This window comes from Burkholderia sp. FL-7-2-10-S1-D7 (genome assembly GCF_001524185.1).
GTDB lineage: Bacteria > Pseudomonadota > Gammaproteobacteria > Burkholderiales > Burkholderiaceae > Burkholderia > Burkholderia diffusa.
The window spans coordinates 22,817-46,096 of record NZ_LOWY01000022.1 but is presented as its reverse complement, the minus strand read 5'-3'; the positions used below and the strand labels follow the sequence as shown (position 1 = coordinate 46,096).

At 69.0% G+C, this 23,280-nt stretch carries 25 protein-coding genes, 1 other RNA gene and 1 riboswitch; of the genes, 14 read left to right on the top strand and 12 right to left on the bottom strand.

The window, feature by feature from the left end; all coding sequences use genetic code 11:
- Positions 1-28: 28 nt before the first annotated feature.
- Positions 29-1,855, bottom strand: coding sequence for an autotransporter assembly complex protein TamA (locus WS75_RS10685; protein WP_059680455.1), 1,827 nt, complete (start codon positions 1,853-1,855; stop codon positions 29-31).
- 254 nt (positions 1,856-2,109) lie between these two features.
- Between WS75_RS10685 and WS75_RS10680 the strand changes: the two genes are divergently transcribed.
- From WS75_RS10680 to panD, 4 genes are all read left to right on the top strand, one after another.
- On the top strand, positions 2,110-2,298 hold the full coding sequence (locus WS75_RS10680; protein WP_044849219.1) for a DUF3460 family protein: 189 nt from the start codon (positions 2,110-2,112) through the stop codon (positions 2,296-2,298).
- Between the two features lie 4 nt (positions 2,299-2,302).
- Positions 2,303-3,175: a segregation and condensation protein A gene (locus WS75_RS10675; RefSeq protein ID WP_059527573.1), complete on the top strand. Its 873-nt coding sequence runs from the start codon at positions 2,303-2,305 to the stop codon at positions 3,173-3,175.
- 258 nt (positions 3,176-3,433) lie between these two features.
- The gene (gene panC, locus WS75_RS10670) at positions 3,434-4,273 is read left to right on the top strand and encodes a pantoate--beta-alanine ligase (RefSeq protein ID WP_059680454.1); all 840 of its coding nucleotides are present in this window, start codon (positions 3,434-3,436) and stop codon (positions 4,271-4,273) included.
- 41 nt (positions 4,274-4,314) lie between these two features.
- Complete coding sequence (gene panD, locus WS75_RS10665; RefSeq protein WP_006484038.1) at positions 4,315-4,701, top strand: aspartate 1-decarboxylase; 387 nt, start codon at positions 4,315-4,317, stop codon at positions 4,699-4,701.
- Between the two features lie 182 nt (positions 4,702-4,883).
- On the opposite strand, the gene WS75_RS10660 is transcribed toward panD, so the two are convergent.
- The 4 genes from WS75_RS10660 to WS75_RS10650 form a co-directional block, all read right to left on the bottom strand.
- The gene (locus WS75_RS10660; protein ID WP_059680622.1) at positions 4,884-5,543 is read right to left on the bottom strand and encodes a ParA family protein; all 660 of its coding nucleotides are present in this window, start codon (positions 5,541-5,543) and stop codon (positions 4,884-4,886) included.
- 126 nt (positions 5,544-5,669) lie between these two features.
- Positions 5,670-6,083 (bottom strand): DoxX family protein, encoded by a 414-nt coding sequence (locus tag WS75_RS10655; protein WP_059680623.1) that lies wholly within the window; start codon positions 6,081-6,083, stop codon positions 5,670-5,672.
- Between the two features lie 163 nt (positions 6,084-6,246).
- Positions 6,247-6,387 carry a hypothetical protein gene (locus WS75_RS34080; RefSeq protein ID WP_170296487.1) on the bottom strand — a complete coding sequence of 47 codons (141 nt, stop codon included), beginning with the start codon at positions 6,385-6,387 and terminating at the stop codon, positions 6,247-6,249.
- Positions 6,388-6,468: 81 nt separating this feature from the next.
- Positions 6,469-7,971, bottom strand: a complete 1,503-nt coding sequence (locus tag WS75_RS10650; protein ID WP_059680453.1) for a cobyric acid synthase — start codon at positions 7,969-7,971, stop codon at positions 6,469-6,471.
- A 75-nt stretch (positions 7,972-8,046) separates the two neighbouring features.
- On the opposite strand from WS75_RS10650, the gene cobU reads away from it, so the two are divergent.
- The 4 genes from cobU to WS75_RS10630 are packed head-to-tail and all read left to right on the top strand — an operon-like array spanning position 8,047 to position 11,471.
- Entirely contained in the window at positions 8,047-8,607 is a 561-nt protein-coding gene (cobU, locus tag WS75_RS10645) for a bifunctional adenosylcobinamide kinase/adenosylcobinamide-phosphate guanylyltransferase (protein WP_059680621.1), read from the top strand.
- Complete coding sequence (gene cbiB / locus WS75_RS10640) at positions 8,601-9,545, top strand: adenosylcobinamide-phosphate synthase CbiB (RefSeq protein WP_059680452.1); 945 nt, start codon at positions 8,601-8,603, stop codon at positions 9,543-9,545. Before cobU ends, cbiB begins: the two co-directional genes overlap by 7 nt.
- The gene (cobD, locus tag WS75_RS10635; RefSeq protein ID WP_059680451.1) at positions 9,538-10,557 is read left to right on the top strand and encodes a threonine-phosphate decarboxylase CobD; all 1,020 of its coding nucleotides are present in this window, start codon (positions 9,538-9,540) and stop codon (positions 10,555-10,557) included. Before cbiB ends, cobD begins: the two co-directional genes overlap by 8 nt.
- The gene (locus WS75_RS10630; protein ID WP_059680450.1) at positions 10,554-11,471 is read left to right on the top strand and encodes a cobalamin-binding protein; all 918 of its coding nucleotides are present in this window, start codon (positions 10,554-10,556) and stop codon (positions 11,469-11,471) included. The genes cobD and WS75_RS10630 overlap by 4 nt, the downstream gene beginning before the upstream one ends.
- A gap of 47 nt (positions 11,472-11,518) precedes the next feature.
- On the opposite strand, the gene cobC is transcribed toward WS75_RS10630, so the two are convergent.
- The 5 genes from cobC to WS75_RS10605 are packed head-to-tail and all read right to left on the bottom strand — an operon-like array spanning position 11,519 to position 15,832.
- A complete protein-coding gene (gene cobC / locus WS75_RS10625) occupies positions 11,519-12,103 on the bottom strand; it encodes an alpha-ribazole phosphatase (RefSeq protein ID WP_059680449.1) in 585 nt (194 codons plus the stop codon).
- Positions 12,088-12,864 (bottom strand): adenosylcobinamide-GDP ribazoletransferase, encoded by a 777-nt coding sequence (locus WS75_RS10620; protein WP_059680448.1) that lies wholly within the window; start codon positions 12,862-12,864, stop codon positions 12,088-12,090. Before WS75_RS10620 ends, cobC begins: the two co-directional genes overlap by 16 nt.
- Positions 12,854-13,909, bottom strand: a complete 1,056-nt coding sequence (gene cobT / locus WS75_RS10615) for a nicotinate-nucleotide--dimethylbenzimidazole phosphoribosyltransferase (RefSeq protein WP_059680447.1) — start codon at positions 13,907-13,909, stop codon at positions 12,854-12,856. The genes WS75_RS10620 and cobT overlap by 11 nt, the downstream gene beginning before the upstream one ends.
- A gap of 52 nt (positions 13,910-13,961) precedes the next feature.
- A complete protein-coding gene (locus WS75_RS10610) occupies positions 13,962-14,774 on the bottom strand; it encodes an ABC transporter ATP-binding protein (RefSeq protein ID WP_059680446.1) in 813 nt (270 codons plus the stop codon).
- Complete coding sequence (locus WS75_RS10605) at positions 14,771-15,832, bottom strand: FecCD family ABC transporter permease (protein ID WP_257129354.1); 1,062 nt, start codon at positions 15,830-15,832, stop codon at positions 14,771-14,773. Before WS75_RS10605 ends, WS75_RS10610 begins: the two co-directional genes overlap by 4 nt.
- Positions 15,833-16,471: 639 nt before the next feature.
- Positions 16,472-16,724, bottom strand: a riboswitch (cobalamin riboswitch).
- 154 nt (positions 16,725-16,878) lie between these two features.
- Between WS75_RS10605 and WS75_RS10595 the strand changes: the two genes are divergently transcribed.
- From WS75_RS10595 to WS75_RS10575, 5 genes are all read left to right on the top strand, one after another.
- Positions 16,879-17,229, top strand: a complete 351-nt coding sequence (locus tag WS75_RS10595) for a hypothetical protein (protein WP_059603797.1) — start codon at positions 16,879-16,881, stop codon at positions 17,227-17,229.
- Positions 17,226-17,540, top strand: coding sequence for a cell division protein ZapA (locus tag WS75_RS10590; protein ID WP_011885730.1), 315 nt, complete (start codon positions 17,226-17,228; stop codon positions 17,538-17,540). Before WS75_RS10595 ends, WS75_RS10590 begins: the two co-directional genes overlap by 4 nt.
- Before the next feature lie 80 nt (positions 17,541-17,620).
- A non-coding RNA gene (gene ssrS / locus WS75_RS10585) (6S RNA) lies at positions 17,621-17,802 on the top strand.
- A 69-nt stretch (positions 17,803-17,871) separates the two neighbouring features.
- Complete coding sequence (locus WS75_RS10580) at positions 17,872-18,333, top strand: EVE domain-containing protein (RefSeq protein ID WP_059680444.1); 462 nt, start codon at positions 17,872-17,874, stop codon at positions 18,331-18,333.
- 208 nt (positions 18,334-18,541) lie between these two features.
- Positions 18,542-19,282 (top strand): SIMPL domain-containing protein, encoded by a 741-nt coding sequence (locus tag WS75_RS10575; RefSeq protein WP_059680443.1) that lies wholly within the window; start codon positions 18,542-18,544, stop codon positions 19,280-19,282.
- A gap of 188 nt (positions 19,283-19,470) precedes the next feature.
- Here the strand turns inward: WS75_RS10575 and lgt are convergent, their stop codons facing one another.
- Together lgt and WS75_RS10565 are read right to left on the bottom strand one after the other, a co-directional pair.
- Positions 19,471-20,361, bottom strand: a complete 891-nt coding sequence (gene lgt, locus WS75_RS10570) for a prolipoprotein diacylglyceryl transferase (RefSeq protein WP_059680442.1) — start codon at positions 20,359-20,361, stop codon at positions 19,471-19,473.
- 89 nt (positions 20,362-20,450) lie between these two features.
- Entirely contained in the window at positions 20,451-21,368 is a 918-nt protein-coding gene (locus tag WS75_RS10565; RefSeq protein WP_059680441.1) for a LysR substrate-binding domain-containing protein, read from the bottom strand.
- A gap of 135 nt (positions 21,369-21,503) precedes the next feature.
- Between WS75_RS10565 and ilvD the strand changes: the two genes are divergently transcribed.
- The gene (gene ilvD, locus WS75_RS10560) at positions 21,504-23,177 is read left to right on the top strand and encodes a dihydroxy-acid dehydratase (RefSeq protein ID WP_059680440.1); all 1,674 of its coding nucleotides are present in this window, start codon (positions 21,504-21,506) and stop codon (positions 23,175-23,177) included.
- The last annotated feature ends 103 nt before the right edge of the window (positions 23,178-23,280 follow it).

Below are 23,280 nucleotides of genomic sequence, written 5' to 3'. Positions count from 1 at the left end.
GCGGTTCGTCGTGGCTCGTGCAACAAGGTCAGAAGGCGATGCCGAGCGTCAGGTACGGGCGCACGCTGTGGTTGCGCAGTCCGTACGCGACGTCGACGTTGATCGGGCCGACCGGGCTGCGCCAGCGCGCGCCGATGCCGACGCCCGGGTAGAACACGCGCTCGCCCCACGCATCGGTCGCGGTGCCGATGTCGAAGAAGGTCGCGGCGCCCCAGTCGCGGTTGAACCAGTGCTGATATTCGGCGGTACCCGTCATCAGGTACTTGGTCGGCAGCACGGAGCCGTCGACGCTGTTGCCGATGCTCTGGTAGCCATAGCCGCGCACCGAATTCGAGCCGCCCGCGCGAAACAGCAGCGACGCCGGCACGCCGCTCGAGCTGCCGCTCGTGAACACGCCGCCGAGCTCCGCGCGGAACACGAACAGGTCGCGCTTGCCGATCGGCACGTACTGCTGGCCGCGCGCGTAACCGCGGATGAAGGTCTGATCGGTCAGCACGCCCTTGATCGCGAAGCCGGCCTCCGCGTGGATCAGGTTGCCCGAGCGCGGGAACAGCGGATCGTCGACGTTGCGGCGCGTCCAGGCCCACTGCGGCACCAGCGCGCGGCTCGTGGTCGGGCCGGCGCCGTTCTGGTCGAGCCGGTCCTGGTAGAACATCAGCGAGTATGCGTAGTCGATGAACTGACCGGAGCGTGTCCGCTGCGCGCCGACCCGCGCGCTGTAGATGCGCGTGTCCGACACGTTGGTGTTCGTGTACGACGCGAGCACGCTGTTGGTCCATCCTTTCTCGCCTGGCGGCATCGACAGCTGGACCTGGCCGTACTGCTGGATCTGGTCGAGCCGGCCCGACACGGTGAGCGGCCAGGCGGCGCCGAATGTGTCGAGATACGTGTAGGATCCCTGCACGTGCGGGCCCGTATCGGTCGCGTAGCCGACGCCGCCGCGAATGTTGTTGTACGGAAACTCGCTGACCTTCACGTGTACGGGCGTGCGCTCGGGCTTCGCCGTATCGTCGCCGACGTCGATCGCGACGCTCGCGTAGTAAGGCGTGTTCTGCAACTGCCGCTGCAGCTCGGTGATCCGCTGCACGTCGTAGATCTCGCCTTCCGACAGCGGATTGACGTTCGTGACGATCTTTTCCGGATAGCGGCGCACGCCGTCGACGTCGACCTTGCCGATCGTAAACGTCGGGCCGCTGTCGAACGTGACGGCCAGCGTCGCGCGCTGCGTGCGCGGATCGACGCGCGCCTCCGACGACGCAATCTTCGCGCCCAGGTAGCGGCGCGACTGCAGCTGCCTGAGCGCCGCCCCCTTCGCGCCGTCCCAGTCGGACTGCGTGAACGGGTCGCCCGGCTTCAGCGAGAACGCGAAGCGGGTCGCGGCCTCCTGCTTCGGATCCTCGGTGCCGACCGGGCCGTTGAATGCCAGGTCGACCGTCGACACGACGGTCTGCGGCCCCGGATCGACGGCGACGCGCACGTCGCGCTTGCCGTCGCGCGTGCGCACGTCGGTGCGCACGACCGGCGAGAAATAGCCGGCCGTCGCGGTCAGGTCGCGCACCTGCTGCGGCGTGGCGGTCACGAGGAAGTCGAACTGGTCGTCGCTGATGTCGTCGCGCTTGGCGAAGCGCGCGATGTCGAGATGGGCCTCGAGGAGCTTGCGGATCGCGCGCGGCGCGTCGATGTCGACGTCGTACTTCGCGTAAGCCGGCAGCACCACGAACGCGGCGAGACAGCCCACGAGGGCTGCCCGGGCCGCCGCACCGGCGCCGCGCCACGCGCGACGACCGCGGTGACGCACCGCGCACGGGCTCGCCTCATGCGCCGTCTGTGCCTGCTGGTTCACCTGACCCGCCAAATATGACCTCGTCCTCGGTTGTCGTGATTGTGTGGAAAACCCCGTATTTGACCACAGGGCGACGGCTCTGCCCCCACGGGCGCCGCTTTGACGCCAGCACGCAACGAAGCGCGCGCGGGCCCGGCCGGTCGGGCCGCGGGTGTCGGCCAGCCGATTCGACGCGCGATTGCCGCCGGCTGTTCCCCGCGATGCGGTAAAATCCCGCCATCGCGAACCCGGCGCGTCGTGCGCCGCCCGAAACGGAAAGCCAAGCCATGCCGTACCAGTCCGACGTCACGCAATTCCTGAACCAGCTCAAGCAACAGAAGCCGACGCTCGAAGAAGAGCAGCGCAAGGGCCGTTCGCTGCTGTGGGACAAGCAGCCGATCGACCTCGACGAGCGCGCCGAGCAGCAGGAATCGCGCGTGAAGCAAACGTCCTACGTCTACTACCAGAACTTCTGACGACGTGAGCGCCGCCGACGAGGCCAGCGCCGCCCGGCAGGACGACGCGATTGCCGCGCCCGCGGGCGCCGATTCGACGCCCGACACGGTTGACGGTGTCGCGGCGTTCGCGCGTCTGTACGGCGAGCCGCTCTTCAAGCTGCCGCAGGATCTCTACATCCCGCCCGATGCGCTCGAGGTGTTCCTCGAGACGTTCGAAGGCCCGCTCGACCTGCTGCTGTACCTGATCCGCAAGCAGAACTTCAACGTGCTCGACATCCCGATGGCGCAGGTCACCGCGCAATATCTGGGCTACGTCGACCAGATCCGCACGTCGAACCTCGAGCTGGCGGCCGAATACCTGCTGATGGCCGCGATGCTGATCGAGATCAAGTCGCGGATGCTGCTGCCGGTCAAGAAGGCCGATACCGGCGAGGAAGCCGAGGATCCGCGCGCGGAACTCGTGCGCCGCCTGCTCGAATACGAGCAGATGAAGCTCGCCGCGCAACGCCTCGACCAGCTGCCGCAGCTCGGCCGCGACTTCCTGCGTGCCGAGGTCTACATCGAGCAGAGCATCACGCCGCGCTTCCCGGACGTCGACTCGGACGACCTGCGCGCCGCATGGGCCGACGTGCTCAAGCGCGCGAAGCTCGTCCAGCACCACAAGATCTCCCGCGAGGAGTTGTCGGTGCGCGAACACATGAGCCTGATCCTGCGCCGGCTGCAAAACGCACGCTTCATGGAGTTCGCCGACCTGTTCGACACGTCGCGCGGCGTGCCGGTCGTCGTCGTGAACTTCATCGCGATGCTCGAACTCGCGCGCGAATCGCTCGTCGAGATCACGCAAGCCGAGCCGTTCGCGCCGATCTACGTGCGCCTCGCGTACCTGCCCGCGTAAGGCGCGCCGCCGCGCCCGCACCACCCCCGCACACCGAAATGCACGCATCCTGCCGCCGCGCCCGCCCGCGCGGCTCGCTCGCGGTGCGCCCGGTCAAAAAGTGAACGATCGTACTTTTTTCGATGCGTCCGGCGGCCAAATCCTCTACAATCCGCCGACGCCCGATGCGCCGCCCGCGCGCCGGCGTTCTCCGCTTCGACCCCGACGCCGCTGTTGCGGCGCCAACGCGCGCCTGCGCGAGGAACCCGCTACCCGATCATGAAAGTCATCAGCTCGATCCAGGAACTGCGCGACCAGTTGCGCGGACAGAACCGCACGGCGTTCGTGCCGACGATGGGCAACCTGCACGACGGTCACCTGTCGCTGATGCGCCTCGCGCGCCAGCACGGCGACCCGGTCGTGACGAGCATCTTCGTCAACCGGCTGCAGTTCGGCCCGAACGAGGATTTCGACAAATATCCGCGCACGCTCCAGGACGACATCGAGAAGCTGCAGAGGGAAAACGTCTACGTGCTGTTCGCGCCGACCGAGCGCGACATGTATCCGGAGCCGCAGGAGTACCGCGTGCTGCCACCCGACGATCTCGGCGGGATTCTCGAGGGCGAGTTTCGCCCGGGCTTCTTCGCCGGCGTGTGCACGGTCGTCACGAAGCTGATGTCGTGCGTGCAGCCGCGCGTCGCCGTGTTCGGCAAGAAGGACTACCAGCAGTTGATGATCGTGCGCCGGATGTGCCAGCAGCTTGCGCTGCCGGTCGACATCATCGCGGCCGAGACCGTGCGCGACGAGGACGGCCTCGCGCTGTCGTCGCGCAACCGCTTCCTGTCGACCGACGAGCGCAAGGAAGCGCCCGAACTCGCGAAAACGCTGCAGCGCGTGCGCGACAGCGTGCTCGGCGGCGAACGCGACCTCGGCAGGCTCGAGCAGACCGCGCGCACGCATCTGGCCGAGCGCGGCTGGGCGCCCGACTACATCTCGATCCGACGCCGCGCGAACCTGATCGCGCCGAGCGCCGCCGAACTCGAAGCCGGCGAGCCGCTCGTCGTGCTCGCGGCCGCGAAACTCGGCGCGACGCGCCTGATCGACAACCTGGAAATCTGACGGGCCGCACGCCCTCGCCTCTCACGCATCACGGAGATACCATGCAGCGCCACATGCTCAAATCGAAGATCCACCGCGCGGCCGTCACGCACTGCGAGCTGCATTACGAAGGCTCGTGCGCGATCGACGAAGACCTGCTCGAAGCGGCGGGCCTCATCGAAAACGAACGGATCGACATCTGGAACATCAACAACGGCGAGCGCTTCTCGACGTATGCGATCAAGGGCGAGCGCGGCAGCGGGATGATTTCGCTGAACGGCTCGGCCGCTCGCCGCGCGCAACTCGGCGACCTCGTGATCATCGCGGCGTTCGCGATGGTCGATGAAGCCGAGCTGCAGGCCGGCTGGAAGCCGAAGCTCGTGTTCATCGACGAAGGCAACAAGATCAAGGGCCACCGCGATCACGTGCCGACGCAGAACTGGACCTGATCCACGCCGCGGCCGGCGTGTCGCGACGCGCCGGATCGCTGCCTCGGCGCCCCCGCGCGTCGTGACGGCCGGCACCGCGCGGCCGCATATGCAGGAAGGGCCTGATCCGACACGATGCCGGATCAGGCCCTTCTTCATTCACCCTGCTGCACCTGGCTTCGCCGGTATTCGGCCATCGGCGATCAAGACGCCTTGGCGACCTTCTCCGCTTTCGGCGCGCGACGCTCGGCCCATTCGACGATCGGCCGCCACTGTTCGAGATCCTTCTCGACGCGGCTTTTCGCGACGTCCCACAGCGTCAGGCCGTGCGCGGCGATCTGCACGTAGTTCTGCGTGTCGCGCACGTAGCCGAGCACCGGCAGCCCGAGCCCTTCGACGAAACGGTGCAATTGGTCGGACGAGCGCGTGCGCGCGTCGACCCGCATCCCGACGATCCCGACCTCGACGCTGCCCTTGCGCACGGCCTTTTCGCCGGCGAGGCGCTCCAGAAACTGCTGGGTCGCGAGAATATCGAACATCGACGGCTGCAGCGGCACGATCACCCTGTCGGCGAGCTGCAGCGCGACGTTGAGCCGGTTGCCGTGGAGGCCGGCCGGCGTGTCGATCACCGCATATTCGAGGCCGCGCGGCGGCTTCGACGGTGCGTCCGGATCGAGATTCCACGCCTCGATCGCCGGCAGGCCGGCCGGCCGCAGGTCGAGCCACGCATGTGCGGACTGCTGCCGATCCAGATCGGCGAGCGCGACCCATGCGCCCTGCGCCGCGAAATAGCCGGCAAGATTGGTGGACAGCGTGCTTTTCCCCACGCCACCCTTCGGATTTGCCACCACGATGACCGTCATGAATTCCCCCGAAAATGCCACGCGGCACCTGCCGCCTGGCAGGCGCCGCTCGATTGCGGATACAGGGAGCGATGATATCGGCAAACGGGGGGTCACCGGAACGGGTTGCGCCGATGCCCGCCCCTTTTAAGCGGTTCGCGCCGCGGCACGCGGTGCGCCGAGCGCGAATGCGCCGCCGCCCAGCAGCGCCTGCACGGCCAGCGTGACGGCCCAGAACGCCGGATATTCCCAGCCGCCGTTCGGCGACGCGAAGCTCCAGCCGTTAGGCAGATGCGCGGACACCGCGCCGAGCATGAACGGCAGCAGCACCAGCGCGGCGATACGCACGCGGAAGCCCGCGAGCAGCGCAAGGCCGCCGGCCAGTTCGACGAACGTCGTCACATACGCGAGCCAGCCCGGCAGGCCGATCGACGCGAAGAACTGCGCGGTGCCGGGCAGCGTGAAGACGAACACCTTCTGCGCGACATGCGCGAGGTACAGCACACCGAGTGCGACGCGCAGCAGCGTCGCGCCAAGATCGTTCAGGCGATGCGGGTTCATGGCGAATTCCTTCATGAGTGGATGAGAATGGATCGCACTCTATTCGAATCAATTCGACCAATAAACACGCGATATGGCTTTAACTGATTCCTCCAAGGAACGAATTGCGGCGTAAAAAGGGGCATGACCGATCATGCCCCGCTGCCCGCATTGGTTACTGACGTCAGCCGCCGCTTTTGCCTTGCGCGGCGTCACCCGAACCGGCCGGGCCACCGCCCGGCGCGTACGAGTCGCACGCATGCGCCACGGCCGACGCGCCCAGCAGCGCCGCGAGCAGCATGCCCAACCACCATCGAGCCTTCATCGTCGCGCTCCTTCGGCGGACCTCCGCCCATCTGAGTTGTACACGCTCCGCCGCAAAATGCCAGGCCGGGCACGCCAGGCGTCAGCGGAACTCCGCGTACAGCGCGCGCAGGTCGAGATGCTCGGCGAACGAATCGGCCAGCCGCTCCAGCGACGCCTCGCGCAGCGCCGGGTAGTCGATGCGCTCCGCGCCGTCGAGCCCCGCCCACGCGAGGAGTGCCGCACACGCGTCGGGCGCGTCGAACAGCCCGTGCACGTAGGTCGCGAGGATCTGCCCGTCGGCCGAGCGTGCGCCGTCCGTGCGCACGCCGCCCGGTGCGTCGCCCGCCGCCAGTTCCAGCGCGGGCGACGCGAGCGCAGGGCCGCGCGTGTCGCCCATATGGATCTCGTAGCCGTGCACGGCGGCCGCGCCGGGCAGCGCGAGATGCCCGGTCACGTTCTTCAGCGTCTTGTCCGGCTGCAGCGTCGTGTCGAAATCGAGCAGCCCGAGCCCCGGCACGCTGCCGGGCGCGCCTTCGAGGCCGAGCGGATCGTCCAGTGTGCGGCCGAGCATCTGCATGCCGCCGCAGATGGCGATCACCTTGCCGCCATAGCGCAGGTGCCGGCGGATCAGCGCGTCCCAGCCCGCGTCGCGCAACCACGCGAGATCGCGCTGCACGCTTTTCGAGCCAGGCAGGATCAGCAGGTCGGCATCCGGCACCGGGCCGCTCTTCCAGTACGTGAATTCGACCTGCGGATGCGCGCGCAGCGGATCGAAATCGGTATGGTTGCTGATCCGCGGCAGCGCGGGCACCACCACGCGCAGCACGCCGGCGTCGCCGCGCGAGGCGGCGCTGCGCGCCTGCGATGGCAGCATGTCTTCCGCGTCGAGCATCAACCCGTGCAGGTACGGGAGCACGCCGAACACCGGCTTGCCCGTCTGCGCGCGCAGCCAGTCGAGGCCCGGTTCGAGCAGCTTGATGTCGCCGCGAAAGCGGTTGATCACGAAGCCGCGCACGCGCGCACGCTCGCTGTCCGACAGGCACGCGAGCGTGCCGACCAGGTGCGCGAACACGCCGCCGCGGTCGATGTCGGCCACCAGCACGACCGGGCAGTCCACGCGTTCGGCGAAGCCCATGTTCGCGATATCGCCTTCGCGCAGGTTGATTTCGGCCGGGCTGCCCGCGCCTTCGACGAGCACCGTGTCGTAGCCGGCACGCAGCCGCGCGTACGACTCGAGCACCGCCTCGAACGCGACCGGCTTGTAGTCGTGATACGCACGCGCATCGAGGTTCATGCGCGCCTTGCCGTGGATGATCACCTGCGCGCCGCGATCGCTCGTCGGCTTCAGCAGCACCGGGTTGAAATCGGTATGCGGCGAGACACCCGCGGCGAGCGCCTGCAACGCCTGCGCGCGGCCGATCTCGCCGCCATCGGCCGTCACCGCGCTGTTCAGCGCCATGTTCTGCGGCTTGAACGGCGCGACGCGCGCGCCCGCGCGACGCGCAAGGCGGCACAGGCCCGCGACGAGCGTGCTCTTGCCCGCGTCGGACGTCGTGCCCTGGATCATCAACGTGCCGCGCGGCTGCGGTTCGGGTGCGTTCATCGTATGCAAGGTCGTGGCGAAGCAAAGGCCGCATTATCGCCCGCGCCGCCACGCGTGCGCCGTTACAATCACGCGATGATTCCGCACGACCTCACCTTCGTCCTCGGCGGCGCGCGCTCGGGAAAAAGCGCGCACGCCGAGCGGCTCGCCGCCGACAGCGGCCGCCCCGTCACCTATATCGCGACCGCGGCCGCGACGGCCGCCGATGCCGAATTCGAACGGCGTATCGCGCATCACCGCGCGCGCCGGCCGGCCGACTGGGGCTTCGCCGACGCGCCCGTCGACCTCGCCGGCACGCTCGCGCGGCTCGACGATCCGCGCGCGTGCCTGCTCGTCGACTGCCTGACGCTGTGGCTCACGAACCTGCTGTGCCCGCTCGACGGCGAACCGCTCGACGATGCGCAGTATGCGGTGCAGGTCGAGCGGCTCGAGCACGCGTTGTGCGGTGCGCGCGCGAAGGTGATTGTCGTCAGCAACGAAATCGGGCTCGGCGTCGTGCCGCTCGGATCGGTCACGCGCCGCTACGTCGATGAACTCGGGCGCCTGAACCAGCGCATCGCCGCGCTCGCGACGCGCGTGACGCTGCTGGTCGCCGGGCTGCCGCTCGAACTCAAGGCCGGAGCGCCGTCATGCTGATGCTGTCGCTGCCGGTCGTCGCGATGCTCGCGGTCGCGGCCGCGATCGTCGATCGCATCGTTGGCGAACCGGCCGGCTGGCATCCGCTCGTCGCGTTCGGCCAGCTCGCCGCGCGCATCGAGGGCGCGCTGAACACGGGCCGGCGCGGCCGCATGGTCGGCGTCGCCGCATGGCTCGCGGCGGTGGTGCCGCCGGTGGCCGTCGCCGCATGGCTCGCGGCCGTGCTGCCCTGGCCGCTCGCGGCCGCGCTGCACGTCGCGCTGCTGTGGTTCGCGCTCGGCGCGAAAAGCCTCGCCGACCATGTCGCACCGATCGCCGCCGCGCTGCTGCGGCACGACCTCGACGCCGCGCGCGCGCTGACCGCACGCATCGTCTCGCGCGACACGAGCGAAGCCGACGAAGGCGCACTGTCGCGCGCGGCCGTCGAATCGGCGCTCGAGAACGGCAACGACGCGATCTTCGGCGCGCTCTTCTGGTTCGTCGTCGCGGGCGGCCCCGGCGCGCTGCTGTTCCGGCTCGCGAACACGCTCGACGCGATGTGGGGCTACCGCACGCCGCGCTTCCTGACGTTCGGCTGGGCCGCCGCGCGCCTCGACGACGCGCTCAACTGGATTCCCGCGCGCCTCACCGCCGCGAGCTACGCGCTGCTCGGCGACACGGCCGCCGCGTGGCGCTGCTGGCGCACGCAGGCGCGCCACTGGGACAGCCCGAACGCAGGCCCCGTGATGGCTGCCGGCGCCGGCAGCCTGAACGTGCAGCTGGGCGGCCCGGCCGTCTATCACGGCGAAATCGAAGACCGTCCCGCGCTCGGCACCGGCGCGCCGGCGACGGCCCTGCACGTCGTCGCCGCGCTGTCGCTCGTCACGCGCACGCTCGCGCTGTGGCTCGCGCTGCTCGTCGCGAGCGGCGCACTCATTCTCGCTACCCATCATGTCTGACGCACGCATCCCGCACGGCGGCAACCTGCACGAAGCCGCGCGCCGCCACGGCATTCCGTACGATGCCTGGCTCGACCTGTCGACCGGCATCAATCCGGTCGGCTATCCGGTGCCGCCGGTCCCGGCCGACGCATGGCGCCGGCTGCCCGACGACGGCGATACGCTCGCCGCATGCGCGGCCGGCTACTACGGCGCACCCGATGCCGCGCACGTGCTGCCGGTCGCCGGCAGCCAGGCCGCGATCCGCGCGTTGCCCGCGCTGCTGCCGACTGGCGACGCCGGCGTCGCTACGCTCGCGTACGGCGAATACGCACCTGCATTCGCGCGCCACGGCCACCGCGTCGTCCCGCTCGACATCGGCGCGGACGTGCTGCCCGCAACGCTGCGCCACGTCATCGTCGGGAATCCGAATAATCCGACCGCCGAATGCGTTCCGGCCGAACGGTTGCTCGGCTGGCATGCTCAGCTGTCGGTACGCGGCGGCACGCTGATCGTCGACGAGGCATTCGCGGATACGGGCGCCGCGCCATCGCTCGCGCAGTTCACCGATCGTCCGGGCCTCGTCGTGCTGCGCTCGGTCGGCAAGTTCTTCGGACTCGCCGGCATTCGAGCCGGCTTCGTGCTCGCCTGTCCCGAGCGGGTCGCCGCGCTGCGCGACATGCTCGGCGCATGGACCGTGAGCGGCCCCGCGCGTCACGCGGTCGCCGCCGCCTTCGCCGATCGCGCATGGCAGGCCGCCGCGCGCGCGCGGCTCGCGGCCGACGGCCAGCGCCTCGCCGCGCTGCTGCGCACGCACGGCTTCGCGGTGCACGCGACGCCGCTGTTCAGCTGGACCGACGATCCGCGCGCCGCCGCGCTGCACGCCGCGCTCGCCGCACACGGGATCTGGACGCGGTACTTTGCGCAACCGTCGAGCGTGCGCGTCGGCTTGCCGGGCAACGAAGCCGAATGGCGGCGCGTCGCCGACTCACTCTCGCAGTGCGTCCCGACTCTGTCACAGGCATCCGCATGAACGCCTGCCTGTTGCGCCGGTTGCCGGCCCTCGCGTCGCTGGTCGCGCTCGCGCACGCGCCCTTCGCTCACGCGGACGTAACGACCCGCGACGATGCCGGTAATACGGTCGCGCTGCCCGCGCCGGCGCAACGCGTGATCAGCCTTGCACCGCATGCGACCGAGCTGGTCTACGCGGCCGGCGGCGGTGCGAAACTGGTCGGCACGGTCGCGTACAGCGACTACCCGCCCGCCGCGCAGGCCGTGCCGCGCGTCGGCGACAACAAGGCGCTCGACCTCGAGCGCATCGCCGCGCTGAAGCCCGACCTGATCGTCGTCTGGCGACACGGCAATGCCGAGCGGCAAACCGACGCGCTGCGTGCACTGCACATTCCGCTGTTCTTCAGTGAACCGAAACATCTCGACGACGTGGCCACGTCACTGCGCCGGCTCGGCACGCTGCTCGGCACGCAACCGGTCGCCGACGCGGCCGCGGCATCGTTCTCGCACGATATCGCTGCGCTGCGCGCGCGTTACGCGGCACGTCCGCCCGTCACGATGTTCTTCCAGGTATGGGATCGCCCGCTGACGACGCTCAACGGCGCGCATCTGTTCAACGAAGTCATCACGCTGTGCGGTGGTCGCAACGTGTTCGCGGCGCTGAAGCCGCTCGCACCGACCGTCACCGACGAGGCAGTGCTGGCTGCGAATCCGGAAGCGATCGTGACGACGAGTGCCGGCGCGACCCGTTCGGACGCCCCGCTGCCGAGCCTCGCGCGCTGGCGTGCGTGGCCCGCGCTGACGGCCGTGGCGCGCAACAACCTGTTCGCGATCGACGGCGATCTGCTGACCCGGCCGTCGACGCGCATCGCGCAAGGCGCGGCCGCGCTGTGCGAGGATCTCGACGCCGCGCGGGCGCGGCGGCCGGCGCGCTAACGTCGGGCTTCGATGCCCGTGCGCGCGTCAGGCGAGCAAGCGCTCGCCTATTCGTCCCAGTGGACGACTTCCCATGTGCGCGCAGCATCCTCCGTCCGCAACCAGACGACGCCGCCCGTCGGCACCGGTCGCGACAGCAGCGTATCGAGCGGCACGCGCAACGCATGCGACGCGAATGCGCGAATCACGCCTGCATGCGTGAGCGCCCATTGCTGCGCGTCAGTCCGCGCGACCGCGTCCGCGATCCGTGCGACGCGCGCGGCGAACCGCGCGACGCTTTCGCCGCCATGCGCGCACGCATGCATCAGGTCGGCCGCCCATGCATCGAGCGCCGCGCGGTCGATATCGTCCCAGCGCCGCAACTCCCACGCGCCGAAGTCCATTTCCTGCCAGCCGGCATCGCGCCGCAGCGGCACGTCGAGCGCCTGTGCGAGCCGCTCGGCGACCGACGTGCACCGCGTCAGCGGGCTCGTCCAGACCTGCTCGGGCAACGGCGCGCCGAGCGCCGCGAGACGCTCGCGCACGGCCCGCGCCCCCGCCTCGGCCGATGCGGCGAGCGGCACGTCGCTGCGTCCGTAGCACACGCCCGGTTCGATATCGACGGCCGGATGGCGAATCAGTACGAGATCCATCCGAGCACCACGAGATAAATCGCCAGCTCGCTCAACTGCTGCGCGAAGCCGAGGCAGTCGCCCGTATAGCCACCGATCCGCTTCACGAAATAGCGGGCCGCCCATGCGCGCACGAGCACGAGCGAGACGAAGGCCGCGAGACCCGCGCGCCAGTCCGGCCAGAACAGCCACGGCAACCCGAATGCGGCCGCGATCCAGGCCGCGCGTGCGCCCATGCGTTGCGCGACCGGTTTCGCCTTGCCTTCCGGCCGGACGTAGTCGAGCGACATCAGCAGGCTCACGGCCCCTGCGCGGCTCGCCGCATGCGCGGCGATCATCGTCCACGCGGCGCGCAGTGGCGGCATCGCCGCGAGCGCCTGCCATTTCAGGCCGAGCGCGATCACGAGCGCGACCGCGCCGAACGTGCCGATGCGCGAATCGTGCATGATGCGCAGCACGTCGTCTCGCGCGTAGCCGCCGCCGAACGCATCGCAGCTGTCGGCCAGGCCATCCTCGTGGAACGCGCCGGTCACGAGCAGCGTCGCGGCCATCGACAGGCCGACCGCGATCGACGCGGGCAACACGCGCAGGGCCGCGAGATAAACGAGCGCGCCCCACGCGCCGACACACGCGCCGACGAGCGGAAAGTAACGTGCGGCCTGATCGAGATCGCCGGCTGCGTAGCCGATCGCGCGCGGCACCGGCACGCGCGTGAAATAGCCGAGCGCGACGAAGAAATAGCGTAGTTCGGCGCGTACACCGCTCGCGCGCTCAGGCGTCACGATTGTCGACGCCCGCGGATTCGAAGCTCGCCATCTCGGTGAGGAACGCGACCGCCGCGCGCACCAGCGGCAGCGCGAGCGCGGCGCCCGTGCCTTCGCCGAGGCGCAGGTCGAGCGCGAGCAGCGGCTTCGCGCCGAAATGCTCGAGCATGCGCCGGTGCCCGGCTTCGTGCGACGCATGCGAGAACACGCAGTAGTCGCGCACGCCGGGCGCGATGCGCTCGGCGACCAGCAGCGCGGCCGTCGCGATGAAGCCGTCGACGAGGATCGTCATCCGCTCGCTCGCGGCCGCGAGATACGCGCCCGTCATCATCGCGATCTCGAAACCGCCGAACGTCGCGAGCACATCGAGCGGCGTGATCGCATGCGAATGCCGGACGAGCGCGCGGCCGAGCACCGCGCGCTTGTGCGCGAGCCCCTGGTCGTCGAGACCCGTGCCGCGCCCGACGCACGCGTCGATCGGCACGTCGAGCAGACGGCTCATCAGGCATGCGGCCGACGACGTGTTCGCGATCCCCATTTCGCCGAAGCCGATCACGTTCGTGCCGAGCGAGGCGTGCAGGCGCACGCGCGCCGCACCGGCGGCGAGCGCCGTCTTCGCCTCGTCGTGCGTCATCGCCGGTTCAGCCGCGAAGTTGCGCGTGCCGCGCGCGACGGGCAGCGACACGAGCCGGTCGGACACCGGCAGCGGCGACGCGACGCCCGCATCGACGATCTCGAGCACGCTCTGTGCGACGCCCGAGAACGCATTGATCGCCGCGCCGCCGGCCAGGAAGTTCGCGACCATCTGCGCGGTGACCGCCTGCGGATACGGGCTCACGCCCTCGGCCGCGATCCCGTGGTCGCCGGCGAACACAATCATCACCGGACGCTGCACGTGCGGCTTCTCGGTGCGCTGGATCAGGCCGATCTGCAGCGCGAGCGCCTCGAGCTGGCCGAGACTGCCGGGCGGCTTGGTCTTGTGATCGATCACATGCTGCAGGCGCTTTCGCAGCGTGTCGTCGAGCGGCGCGATTGCGGGCGGGAAGTCGGTCGGATTCGTCATCAGAAGGTTGCCTCGTTGGCGCGGCCGGTGCCGCGCATCGAAAGAATGAAGTTCATCGTCGCTCGGGCCACGCGGGCAGCAACGCGTCGCGGCCGTTCTCGCGGATCAGCACGAGCGGATAGCCGAACGCGTCGCTCGCGCGCGCCGGCGTCAGTACATCGTGCACGGGGCCCGCCCACGCATGGCCGCGGCCGTCGAGCAACAGCGCGTGCGTCGCGAAACGCCGCGCGAGATTCAGGTCGTGGCATGAGAACAGTACCGTGCGCGGCCCACCGTCGAGCCATGCGCTCAGCGCGGTCAGGGCATCGATCTGGTGATGCAGGTCAAGATGGGCGAGCGGTTCGTCGAGCAGCATCAGCGGCGCGTCCTGGCACAGCGTCGCGGCCAGCGCGACGCGCTGCCGCTCGCCGCCCGACAGCGACAGCACGTCGCGCGACGCGAGTGCGGTCAGCCCGAACGTCGCGAGCGCGTCGCGCGCGGCCGCGCGGTCGCCGTCGCGCTCCCAGCCCCAGCCGCCGAGATACGGGAAGCGGTTGAGCAGCACCGTGTCGAACACCGTCGCGCTGAACGCATCGTGCAATTGCTGCGGCATCAGTGCACGGCGCCGTGCGAGCTGTTCGGGCGGCCATGCGGCGAGTGGCCGGCCGTCGATCTCGGCATGGCCGCCGGCCGGTCGCTGCAGGCCCGCGAGCGTCGCGAGCAGCGTCGTCTTGCCCGCGCCGTTCGGCCCCGCGACGCACCAGATCTCGCCGGGACGGAACGCCTGCGTGAAATCGTCGAGCAGCGTCCGTTCGCCGGCCTTCAGCGTGAGATCGATGGCCGCATAGGTCATTTCGCCGGCCGTGTGCGGTGCGGCATGCGTCATCGCATCGGTCTCCTCAGCAACATCCACAGGAACACCGGCACGCCGATCAACGCCGTCATCACGCCGACCGGCAATTGCGCGGGTGCGATCGCCGTGCGCGCGAGCAGGTCGGCGGCCATCACGCCGCCGCCGCCCGCGAGCATCGCGGCGGGCAGCAGCATGCGCTGGTCGTTTCCGAATGCGAGCCGCAACGCGTGCGGCACGACGAGGCCGACGAACCCGATCGTGCCGGCCGTCGTCACCGCGGCCGCGGCGGCCAGCGACGCGACGAGGTAGATCCGCACGCGAACTCGCGCGACCGGCACGCCGAGCGCGAGTGCGGTCGCGTCGCCGCGCAGCAGCACGTTGAGCTGCGGCGCGGCCGGCAGCGCGACGCATGCGGCCACCAGCAGCGCGCCCCATGCGAACCACGGTGCCGTCACGCCGTTCAGGTCGCCCGTCAGCCAGAAAATGATGCCGCGCAGTCGCGCATCGGGCGCGAGCGACAGCAGCAGCGTGACGAGCGCGCCCCACCCGGCCGCGACCACGACACCCGTGAGCAGCAGCCGCGGCGACGCGTCGCGCGAGTCGCCGCGCCACAGCTCGCGGCGAGCAAGCCCGAGCACGAGCGCGACCGAAACGAGCGCGCCGGCGAACGCGGACGCATCGACGAGCCACCACGCGCCGCCCGCGATCATCGTGACGAGCGCGAAGCCGGCCGCGCCGCCGGACACGCCGAGCACATACGGCTCCGCGAGCGGATTGCGCAGCAGCACCTGCAGCAGCGCACCGGCCAGCGCAAGCAGCGCGCCGCATGCGAACCCCGCGAGCGCACGCGGCAGCCGGAGCGTGCACACGATGTCGGCGAACAGTGCGTCGCCGCCGTGCGGCACGAGCGACGCGAGCGCCTGCCACGGTGACATCGGCACGCTGCCGATCGACAGCGATGCGACGAACAGCAACGCGACCACGGCCGTGAGCGCTACCCAGATCGCAGCGGCACGCGCGGCGCTCATGCGCCGCACGGCATCGCGCACGCCGCGCGATGCTTTCGCTGACCATCGTTGCCGGCTGGGCACGGCACCGGCGTCGCGTTTCGGGGTGTTGCAGGCTTACGCAAGCTCGTCATCCTCGTCGAACAGGTTGTTGATGCGTGCACGGACGAACAGCGGCCCGGTGATGTCATCGCACGCGCGGCTCGAATGCCATCCCCATGTGCGGCAAAGCGAGTGTTGCACGGCCGGCGGCGCACTGCAGCGCGCACCGCGATCGGTACCCCGATTCCCGCGTTTCGCCGATCGCGTCCCGCAAGCGTTCGGCCGGCCGAACGTCGGTCGCACCGGCGCGACACGGCCACGGTCCATCGAGCCGCACCTGCGTGCGGCCGACATTCTGCGCAATATAGTGGAAGCCGCCGCGTCGGGTCGATCGGCATCGGCATCGCGGTTGCGTCACCGTCGGGCATGTTCGGCGCGGCGACCGCGACTTCCGGCGGCAACGGCGCGGCGGCGCGCGGCGCGACAGGTCCCGGCGCCGCAACGGCCTGCGTCGTCGCCGATCCGGGCGAACCAGCCGCCGCCGCAGTATGCGCGACGGCGAGATGCGGCACGCTGCGGCGTGCGCCGGAGGCCGCGCGGACGATTGGGGTCAGCATCGAAGACAAGTCCCGTGAAGCACTGCGCGCCCCGCGTCCCCGCAGGCCGTGCGTCATGAAGCCGTTCAGGCTCCTCGCCTCGGCCGGTATCCGGGCTGGCGGCGTACCGGCTCGCCTTCCCGCGCGTATCACGCGCAGTGGCCCGCGCCCGCGTGCGACCTGCACGCGTAACGCGCCCGAGCCGGCCTGCGTCGTCCGACGCGGCCGCTTACCGTTGCGGGGGCAGCGCAGGTTGGCGATCTCCATGCGGAGCACGCGCCCTGCTTCCCGTTTAACCGCGCGACACACGCGCGAGCACCGAGGCGGCGCCAGTTTAGGAGCGGGTCGCGCAAGCGTCAAGAAAGCGGCCGAACGTATGCCAGCGCCGCGTATTCGCGGCAAGAAGCCGGGGTGTTACGACTGGAAACGTTACAGATGTCGGAATGCGCGTTATTCCGCGCTAAAATGCTGGGTCTTTAGAGGACGCAGCAAATGCTCAACGAACTCGAAACCTTATCTCAAAATATTGGCCGTCTGATCTCGCTGAACAAGCGCTATCACGCGGAACGGCTCGCGCTCGAGGAGCAAGTCGCGCAAATGCGCGCGGAAGCGGACACGGTCCGCGCGGAACTCGCGCAACTGCGCGACGAACGCAATGCGCTCGCGGCCGAGCGCGACACGCTGTCGGCAAAGATCGATGACGCCCAGGTCAAACTGAACGCGATTCTCGAAAAGCTGCCGCGCACGAAGAACGCGGAGCAAGCCGACAACCAGCTCGACCTGCTGGATGCGCAGGCGCGCACGGATGGCGACGACGCGGCCAGCCACGGAGAACATGCATGAGCACCAAGCAGATCGAAGTCTCGATTCTCGGTCAGCCCTATCGGCTCGCCTGTTCGGCCGAGACCGAAGCGGCGCTGCTCGAGGCCGTCGCACGCGTCGACGCCGAAATGTCGAAGATCCGCGCGAACAGTTCGGTGCGCGGCACCGACCGTATCGCGGTGATGGCGGCACTGTCGCTCGCATCCGAATTGCTGCGACTGCAAACGAGCGTGCGTCACGGTGAAGCATTTCCGGCGGAGGAAATCCGTCGTACAATGCACCAGATGAACGAACAGCTCGGCGCGGTGCTCGCACAGCACGAGACGCAGTAACGTTTGATCGATGCGTCGATTCCCCTTGATCTCGGCGATCAACGGTGGTCAAATTGGCGCAACGAAACACAGTTCAGTCAGCTTCCCTGCCTGGTTCGCCAAGGTCATATATTCCTTGAACCAATGCCATGTGCACGGTTGCGGAAATTTGTAGCACGGGCGCGCGCGTCACTCTGTCTGATGTACCCGAAGTGCTGCTAACTGCGACCAATTCTGAACCTCAGGTTCAGGATGCCGGCCTAGCGGCCAAGGCGGGGGCCTATCCAACGGCATCGGGGATCCCCGATGCCGTTTCCTTTTGTAGCAGCCCTTTCTGCGTCGATTACGATCCATGCAATACTGGCTGATGAAGTCCGAACCGGACGAAGCAAGCATCGACGATCTCGCGCACGCACCGCAGCACTCGCTGCCATGGACCGGCGTGCGCAACTATCAGGCGCGCAATTTCATGCGCGACATGATGAAGATCGGCGACGGCGTGCTGTTCTATCACTCGAGTTGCCCTGAGCCGGGCATCGCGGGCCTCGCCGAAGTGTCGTCGACGCCCTACCCCGACCCCACCCAGTTCGATCCGAAAAGCCCGTATTACGATCCGAAGTCGACGCACGAAGCACCGCGCTGGCTGCTCGTCGACGTGCGCTTCGTGAAGAAGTCGCCGCTCGTGCCGCTCGCCGCGTTGCGCGAGCATGACGAACTCGCCGACATGCGCGTGCTCGCACGCGGCAATCGGCTGTCGATCACGCCCGTCACGCGCGCCGAGTGGCGCTTCATCACCGAAAGGCTGATGAAGTAGCCGCACGCGGTCGAGGCACGCGCAACCGACTCACTGCAAAGGTCAAATCAGGTCAACACGCGCCGCCGCCACGGAACTCGCGACGCGTTCGCGCAGCCTAAGCAACCGCTGTCGCCCGATCGGAACGACGGCCGTTTTTTCGTCGCGCGGTACGCCCGCGTCGCGCACGCGTGATCCGCATGCGCGCCCTCGCACAAGGAGTCCAACAATGACCAAGAAATCCGCACTCGCGCTGTCGCTCGCCCTCGCCGCCGCCGTGCCCGTCGCGCTGACGCTCGCGTCACCGGCCGCGCACGCGCAGACCGCGAACCCGCACTTTCCGGAACCGGCGGGCGTACTGTCGCTGTCGTCGCAGGCCAGCGCCGACGTGCCGCAGGACATCATCCACATCACGCTGTTCTACGAACAGCAGGCGAAGGATCCGGGCAGCCTCACGTCCGCGCTCAACCAGCGGGCCGACGCGGCGCTCGCGCAGGCGAAGGGCGTATCGGGCGTCACCGCGCACACCGGTGCGTTCTCCGTGTATCCGAGCACCGATCGCGACGGCAAGATCTCCGCATGGCGCGGTCGTACCGAAGTCGTGCTCGAATCGCGCGATTTCGCGGCGGCGTCGAAGCTTGCGGGCCAGCTGTCGAACCAGATGCAGGTCGCGAACGTCGAGTTCTCGCTGTCGCCCGAAGCACAGCGCGCGGCCGAGCAGAAGCTCACGACCGAAGCGATCAAGTCGTTCCGCGCGCGCGCGGACGAAGCCGCGAAGGCCTTCGGCTACAACAGCTACTCGATCCGCGACGTGAACGTCGGCGGCAGCCGCAACGTGCAGCCGTACCCGCGCATGATGGCGATGGCCGCGGCACCGATGGACAGCGCGAAGATGAGCGCGCCGATCTCGGTCGAAGGCGGCAAGGCGACCGTGTCGGTCACGGTCAACGGCTCGGTGCAGATGAAGTAACGCACGTCGCGCAACGCGCGGCAGATGCGAAAACGCCGGCCTTCGGGCCGGCGTTTTTCGTTCGAGATCCTGCGATCGATGCGCACGATCGGCGTGCGCATCCGCATCGCATCACGCGTCATGCGTCATGCGTCATGCGTCATGCGTCACACCGCTCGCGCATGACGCAACCGCATGACGCAGCAACATCACGCCGCCACGCTCGCCGCACGGCGGCGGTACGCCCACACCAGCAGCGCGATGCCCGCGAGAATCATCGGCAGCGACAGCCACTGCCCCATCGACAGGCCGAGGGCGAGCAGGCCGAGGAAGTCGTCCGGTTCACGCGCGAATTCAACCGTGAAGCGCGCGAGCCCGTAGCCGATCAGGAACAGCGCGGAAATCGCACCCATCGGCCGCGGCTTGCGCGAGAAGAAGAAGAGCACGAAGAACAGCGCAATGCCTTCGAGTGCGATTTCGTAGAGCTGCGAAGGATGGCGCGGCAACATCTGGTACTGCATGAACACGTCGGCGAGATGCCACTTCTCGACGAACGCCGGATGCGCCGGCAGCCACGCCGCGTCGTCACGCATCGCACCCGGGAACAGCATCGCCCACGGCGCGCCCGGATCGGTCACGCGGCCCCACAGCTCGCCGTTGATGAAGTTGCCGAGCCGCCCGGCCGCGAGCCCCGTCGGCACCATCGGCGCGACGAAATCGGTGACCTGCAGCCAGTGGCGCTTGCGCTGCCACGCGAACAGCGCCATCGCGAGCGTCACGCCGAGGAAGCCGCCGTGGAAGGACATCCCGCCTTCCCACACCTTGAACACGTCGAGCGGATGCGAGAAGTAGAAGTCGGCCTTGTAGAACAGCACGTAGCCGAGCCGGCCGCCGAGCACGGTGCCGAGCACGCCGTAGAACATCATGTCGTCGATGTCCTTGGCGGTCCAGCCCTGCGCCGCGACGTGCGGCAGCTTCAGGCGGATCCGGCCGACGACGATCGCCGCGATGAAGCCGACGAGATACATGAGGCCGTACCAGCGCACGGCCAGCGGCCCGAGATGGATCGCTACGGGGTCGAAATTCGGGTGAATGATCATGGGTTAGCGATGAAGTTTTCGAATGCGGTACGGCGCTCGCACCGGCGCCGCACCGCGCATTGGACGGCGCTGGCGCGCCATCGTTCGCATCATTGTGCGAGACCGTGCGCGCGCACGACGTCGATGAAGCCGGCGAGCACCGGGCTGACGTCGCCCGTGCGCCACACGAGGCCGGTCTCGACGACCGGTGCGTCGCCGGCGAGCGGCCGGTAGACCACGCCGGTGCGCCGCAGGTTACGCAACGACTGCGGCACCAGTGCGACGCCCATGCCGGCCGACACGAGGCTCACGATCGTCTGCATCTGGATTGCCTCCTGGCCGATGCGCGGGGTTTCCCCCGCCGCGCCGTAGCAGCCCGTAATGATGTCATAAAAGCCGGGCGCCAAACGACGCGGGAAGATGACGAGCGGCAGCGCGGCCAGCTCGGCCAGATGCACGGGTTCGTCTTCGGGCACGCCGGGCGCCACGGCCGCCGGCATCGCGACCACCAGCGGCTCGCGCACGACCGGCAGGTACGACAGCCCGGCCGCGTGGCGCGGCGGCACGGGCGGAATCACGAGCCCCGCGTCGATGCGGCCGGCGACGAGTTCGTCGATCTGCACGTCGCTCGTTGCTTCCGCGAGCTGCAGCCGCACGTGCGGATAGCGTGCGCCGAACGCGCGCAGCAGCGACGGCAGCAGCCCGTAATCGGCGGTCGACACGAACGCGAGCGACAGCGAACCGGCTTCGCCGCGCGCGAGACGCCGCGCGAGCGGCGGCAGCGCATCAGCCGACGCGAGCAGCCGGCGGACGTCGGGCAGCAGCGCCGCGCCGACCGCCGTCAGCGCGACCGAGCGCTTGGTACGCGCGAACAGCGCGACGCCGAGCGCGTCCTCCAGCGCCCGGATCGCCTGCGATAGCGGCGGCTGCGTCATCGACAGGCGCTCGGCCGCGCGGCCGAAATGGCGCTCGTCGGCAACGGTCACGAAATAGCGCCACTGGCGCAAATCGGGCGTCGGGTCGGCCATGTCTCACTCATTCGCAAAATGACTTAATAACCGACAAATAATATATTGGACATTCCAAACCGGAAACTCCATTCTTGATTGATCCAAACCGGCGCGCCGTTCGCGGGTGTCGCCAATACAACGATGGAGCCCCCCATGCCGTACAACCGTCGCTCGAAGCACATCACGCAAGGCGTGGCCCGTTCGCCGAATCGCTCGATGTATTACGCCCTCGGCTACCAGAAGGACGATTTCGACAAACCGATGATCGGCATCGCGAACGGCCACTCGACGATCACGCCGTGCAATTCGGGCCTGCAGCGGCTATCGGACGCGGCCGTCGCGGCAGTGAAGGCGGCCGATGCGAACCCGCAGATCTTCGGCACGCCGACGATCTCGGACGGCATGTCGATGGGCACCGAGGGCATGAAGTATTCGCTCGTGTCGCGCGAAGTGATCGCCGACTGCATCGAGACCTGCGTGCAGGGCCAGTGGATGGACGGTGTGGTGGTGGTCGGCGGCTGCGACAAGAACATGCCGGGCGGGATGATCGCGCTCGCGCGCCTGAACGTGCCGGGCATCTACGTGTACGGCGGCACGATCCGGCCCGGCCACTGGAAGGGCCGCGACCTGACGATCGTGTCGTCGTTCGAGGCGGTCGGCGAGTTCACCGCGGGCCGCATGTCGCAGGAAGATTTCGAGGGGGTCGAGCAGAACGCGTGTCCGACGTCGGGGTCGTGCGGCGGGATGTACACCGCGAACACGATGAGCTCGTCGTTCGAGGCGCTCGGCATGTCGCTGATGTATTCGTCGACGATGGCGAACCCCGATCAGGAGAAGGTCGACTCGGCCGCCGAATCGGCGCGCGTGCTGGTCGAGGCCGTGAAGCGCGACCTGAAGCCGCGCGACATCATCACGAAGGCGTCGATCGAGAACGCGGTGTCGCTGATCATGGCGACCGGCGGCTCGACCAACGCGGTGCTGCACTATCTGGCGATCGCGCACGCGGCCGAGATCGACTGGACGATCGACGACTTCGAGCGCATCCGCAAGCGCGTGCCGGTGATCTGCGACCTGAAGCCGTCGGGCCAGTACGTGGCGACCGACCTGCATCAGGCCGGCGGCATCCCGCAGGTGCTGCGGATCCTGCTCGATGCGGGGCTGCTGCACGGCGACTGCATGACGATCACCGGCCGCACGATCGCCGAGGAGCTGAAGGACGTGCCGGGCGTGCCGCGCGCGGACCAGAAGGTGATCTTCCCGATCGATCGCGCGCTGTACAAGGAAGGGCATCTCGCGATCCTGAAGGGCAACCTCGCGAAAGACGGTGCGGTCGCGAAGATCACCGGCCTGAAGAACCCGGTGATCACGGGCCCGGCGCGCGTGTTCGACGACGAGCAAAGCGCGATGGACGCGATCCTCGGCGACCGGATCCGCGCAGGCGACGTGCTGGTGCTGCGCTATCTCGGTCCGCAGGGTGGCCCCGGCATGCCGGAAATGCTCGCGCCGACGTCGGCGATCATCGGCAAGGGGCTCGGCGAATCGGTCGGCTTCATCACCGACGGCCGCTTCTCGGGAGGCACCTGGGGGATGGTGGTCGGGCACGTCGCGCCCGAGGCCTTCGTCGGCGGCACGATCGCGCTCGTGCAGGAAGGCGACTCGATCACGATCGATGCGCACCGCCTCGTGCTGCAGCTGAACGTCGACGACGCCGAGCTCGCGCGCCGGCGCGCCGCGTGGAAGCAGCCGGCGCCGCGCTACACGCGCGGCGTGCTCGCCAAGTACGCAGCCCTCGCCCGCCCGGCGAACAAGGGTGCCGTCACCGGCTGATGCGGCACACAGGTCATGCGACCCCATTGCGGACGGCCGCCGGGGAAACGCGCAAAACGCGCTTTCCCTTTGCTTTTATAATGCGCGGACCGTGAAGCCGGCC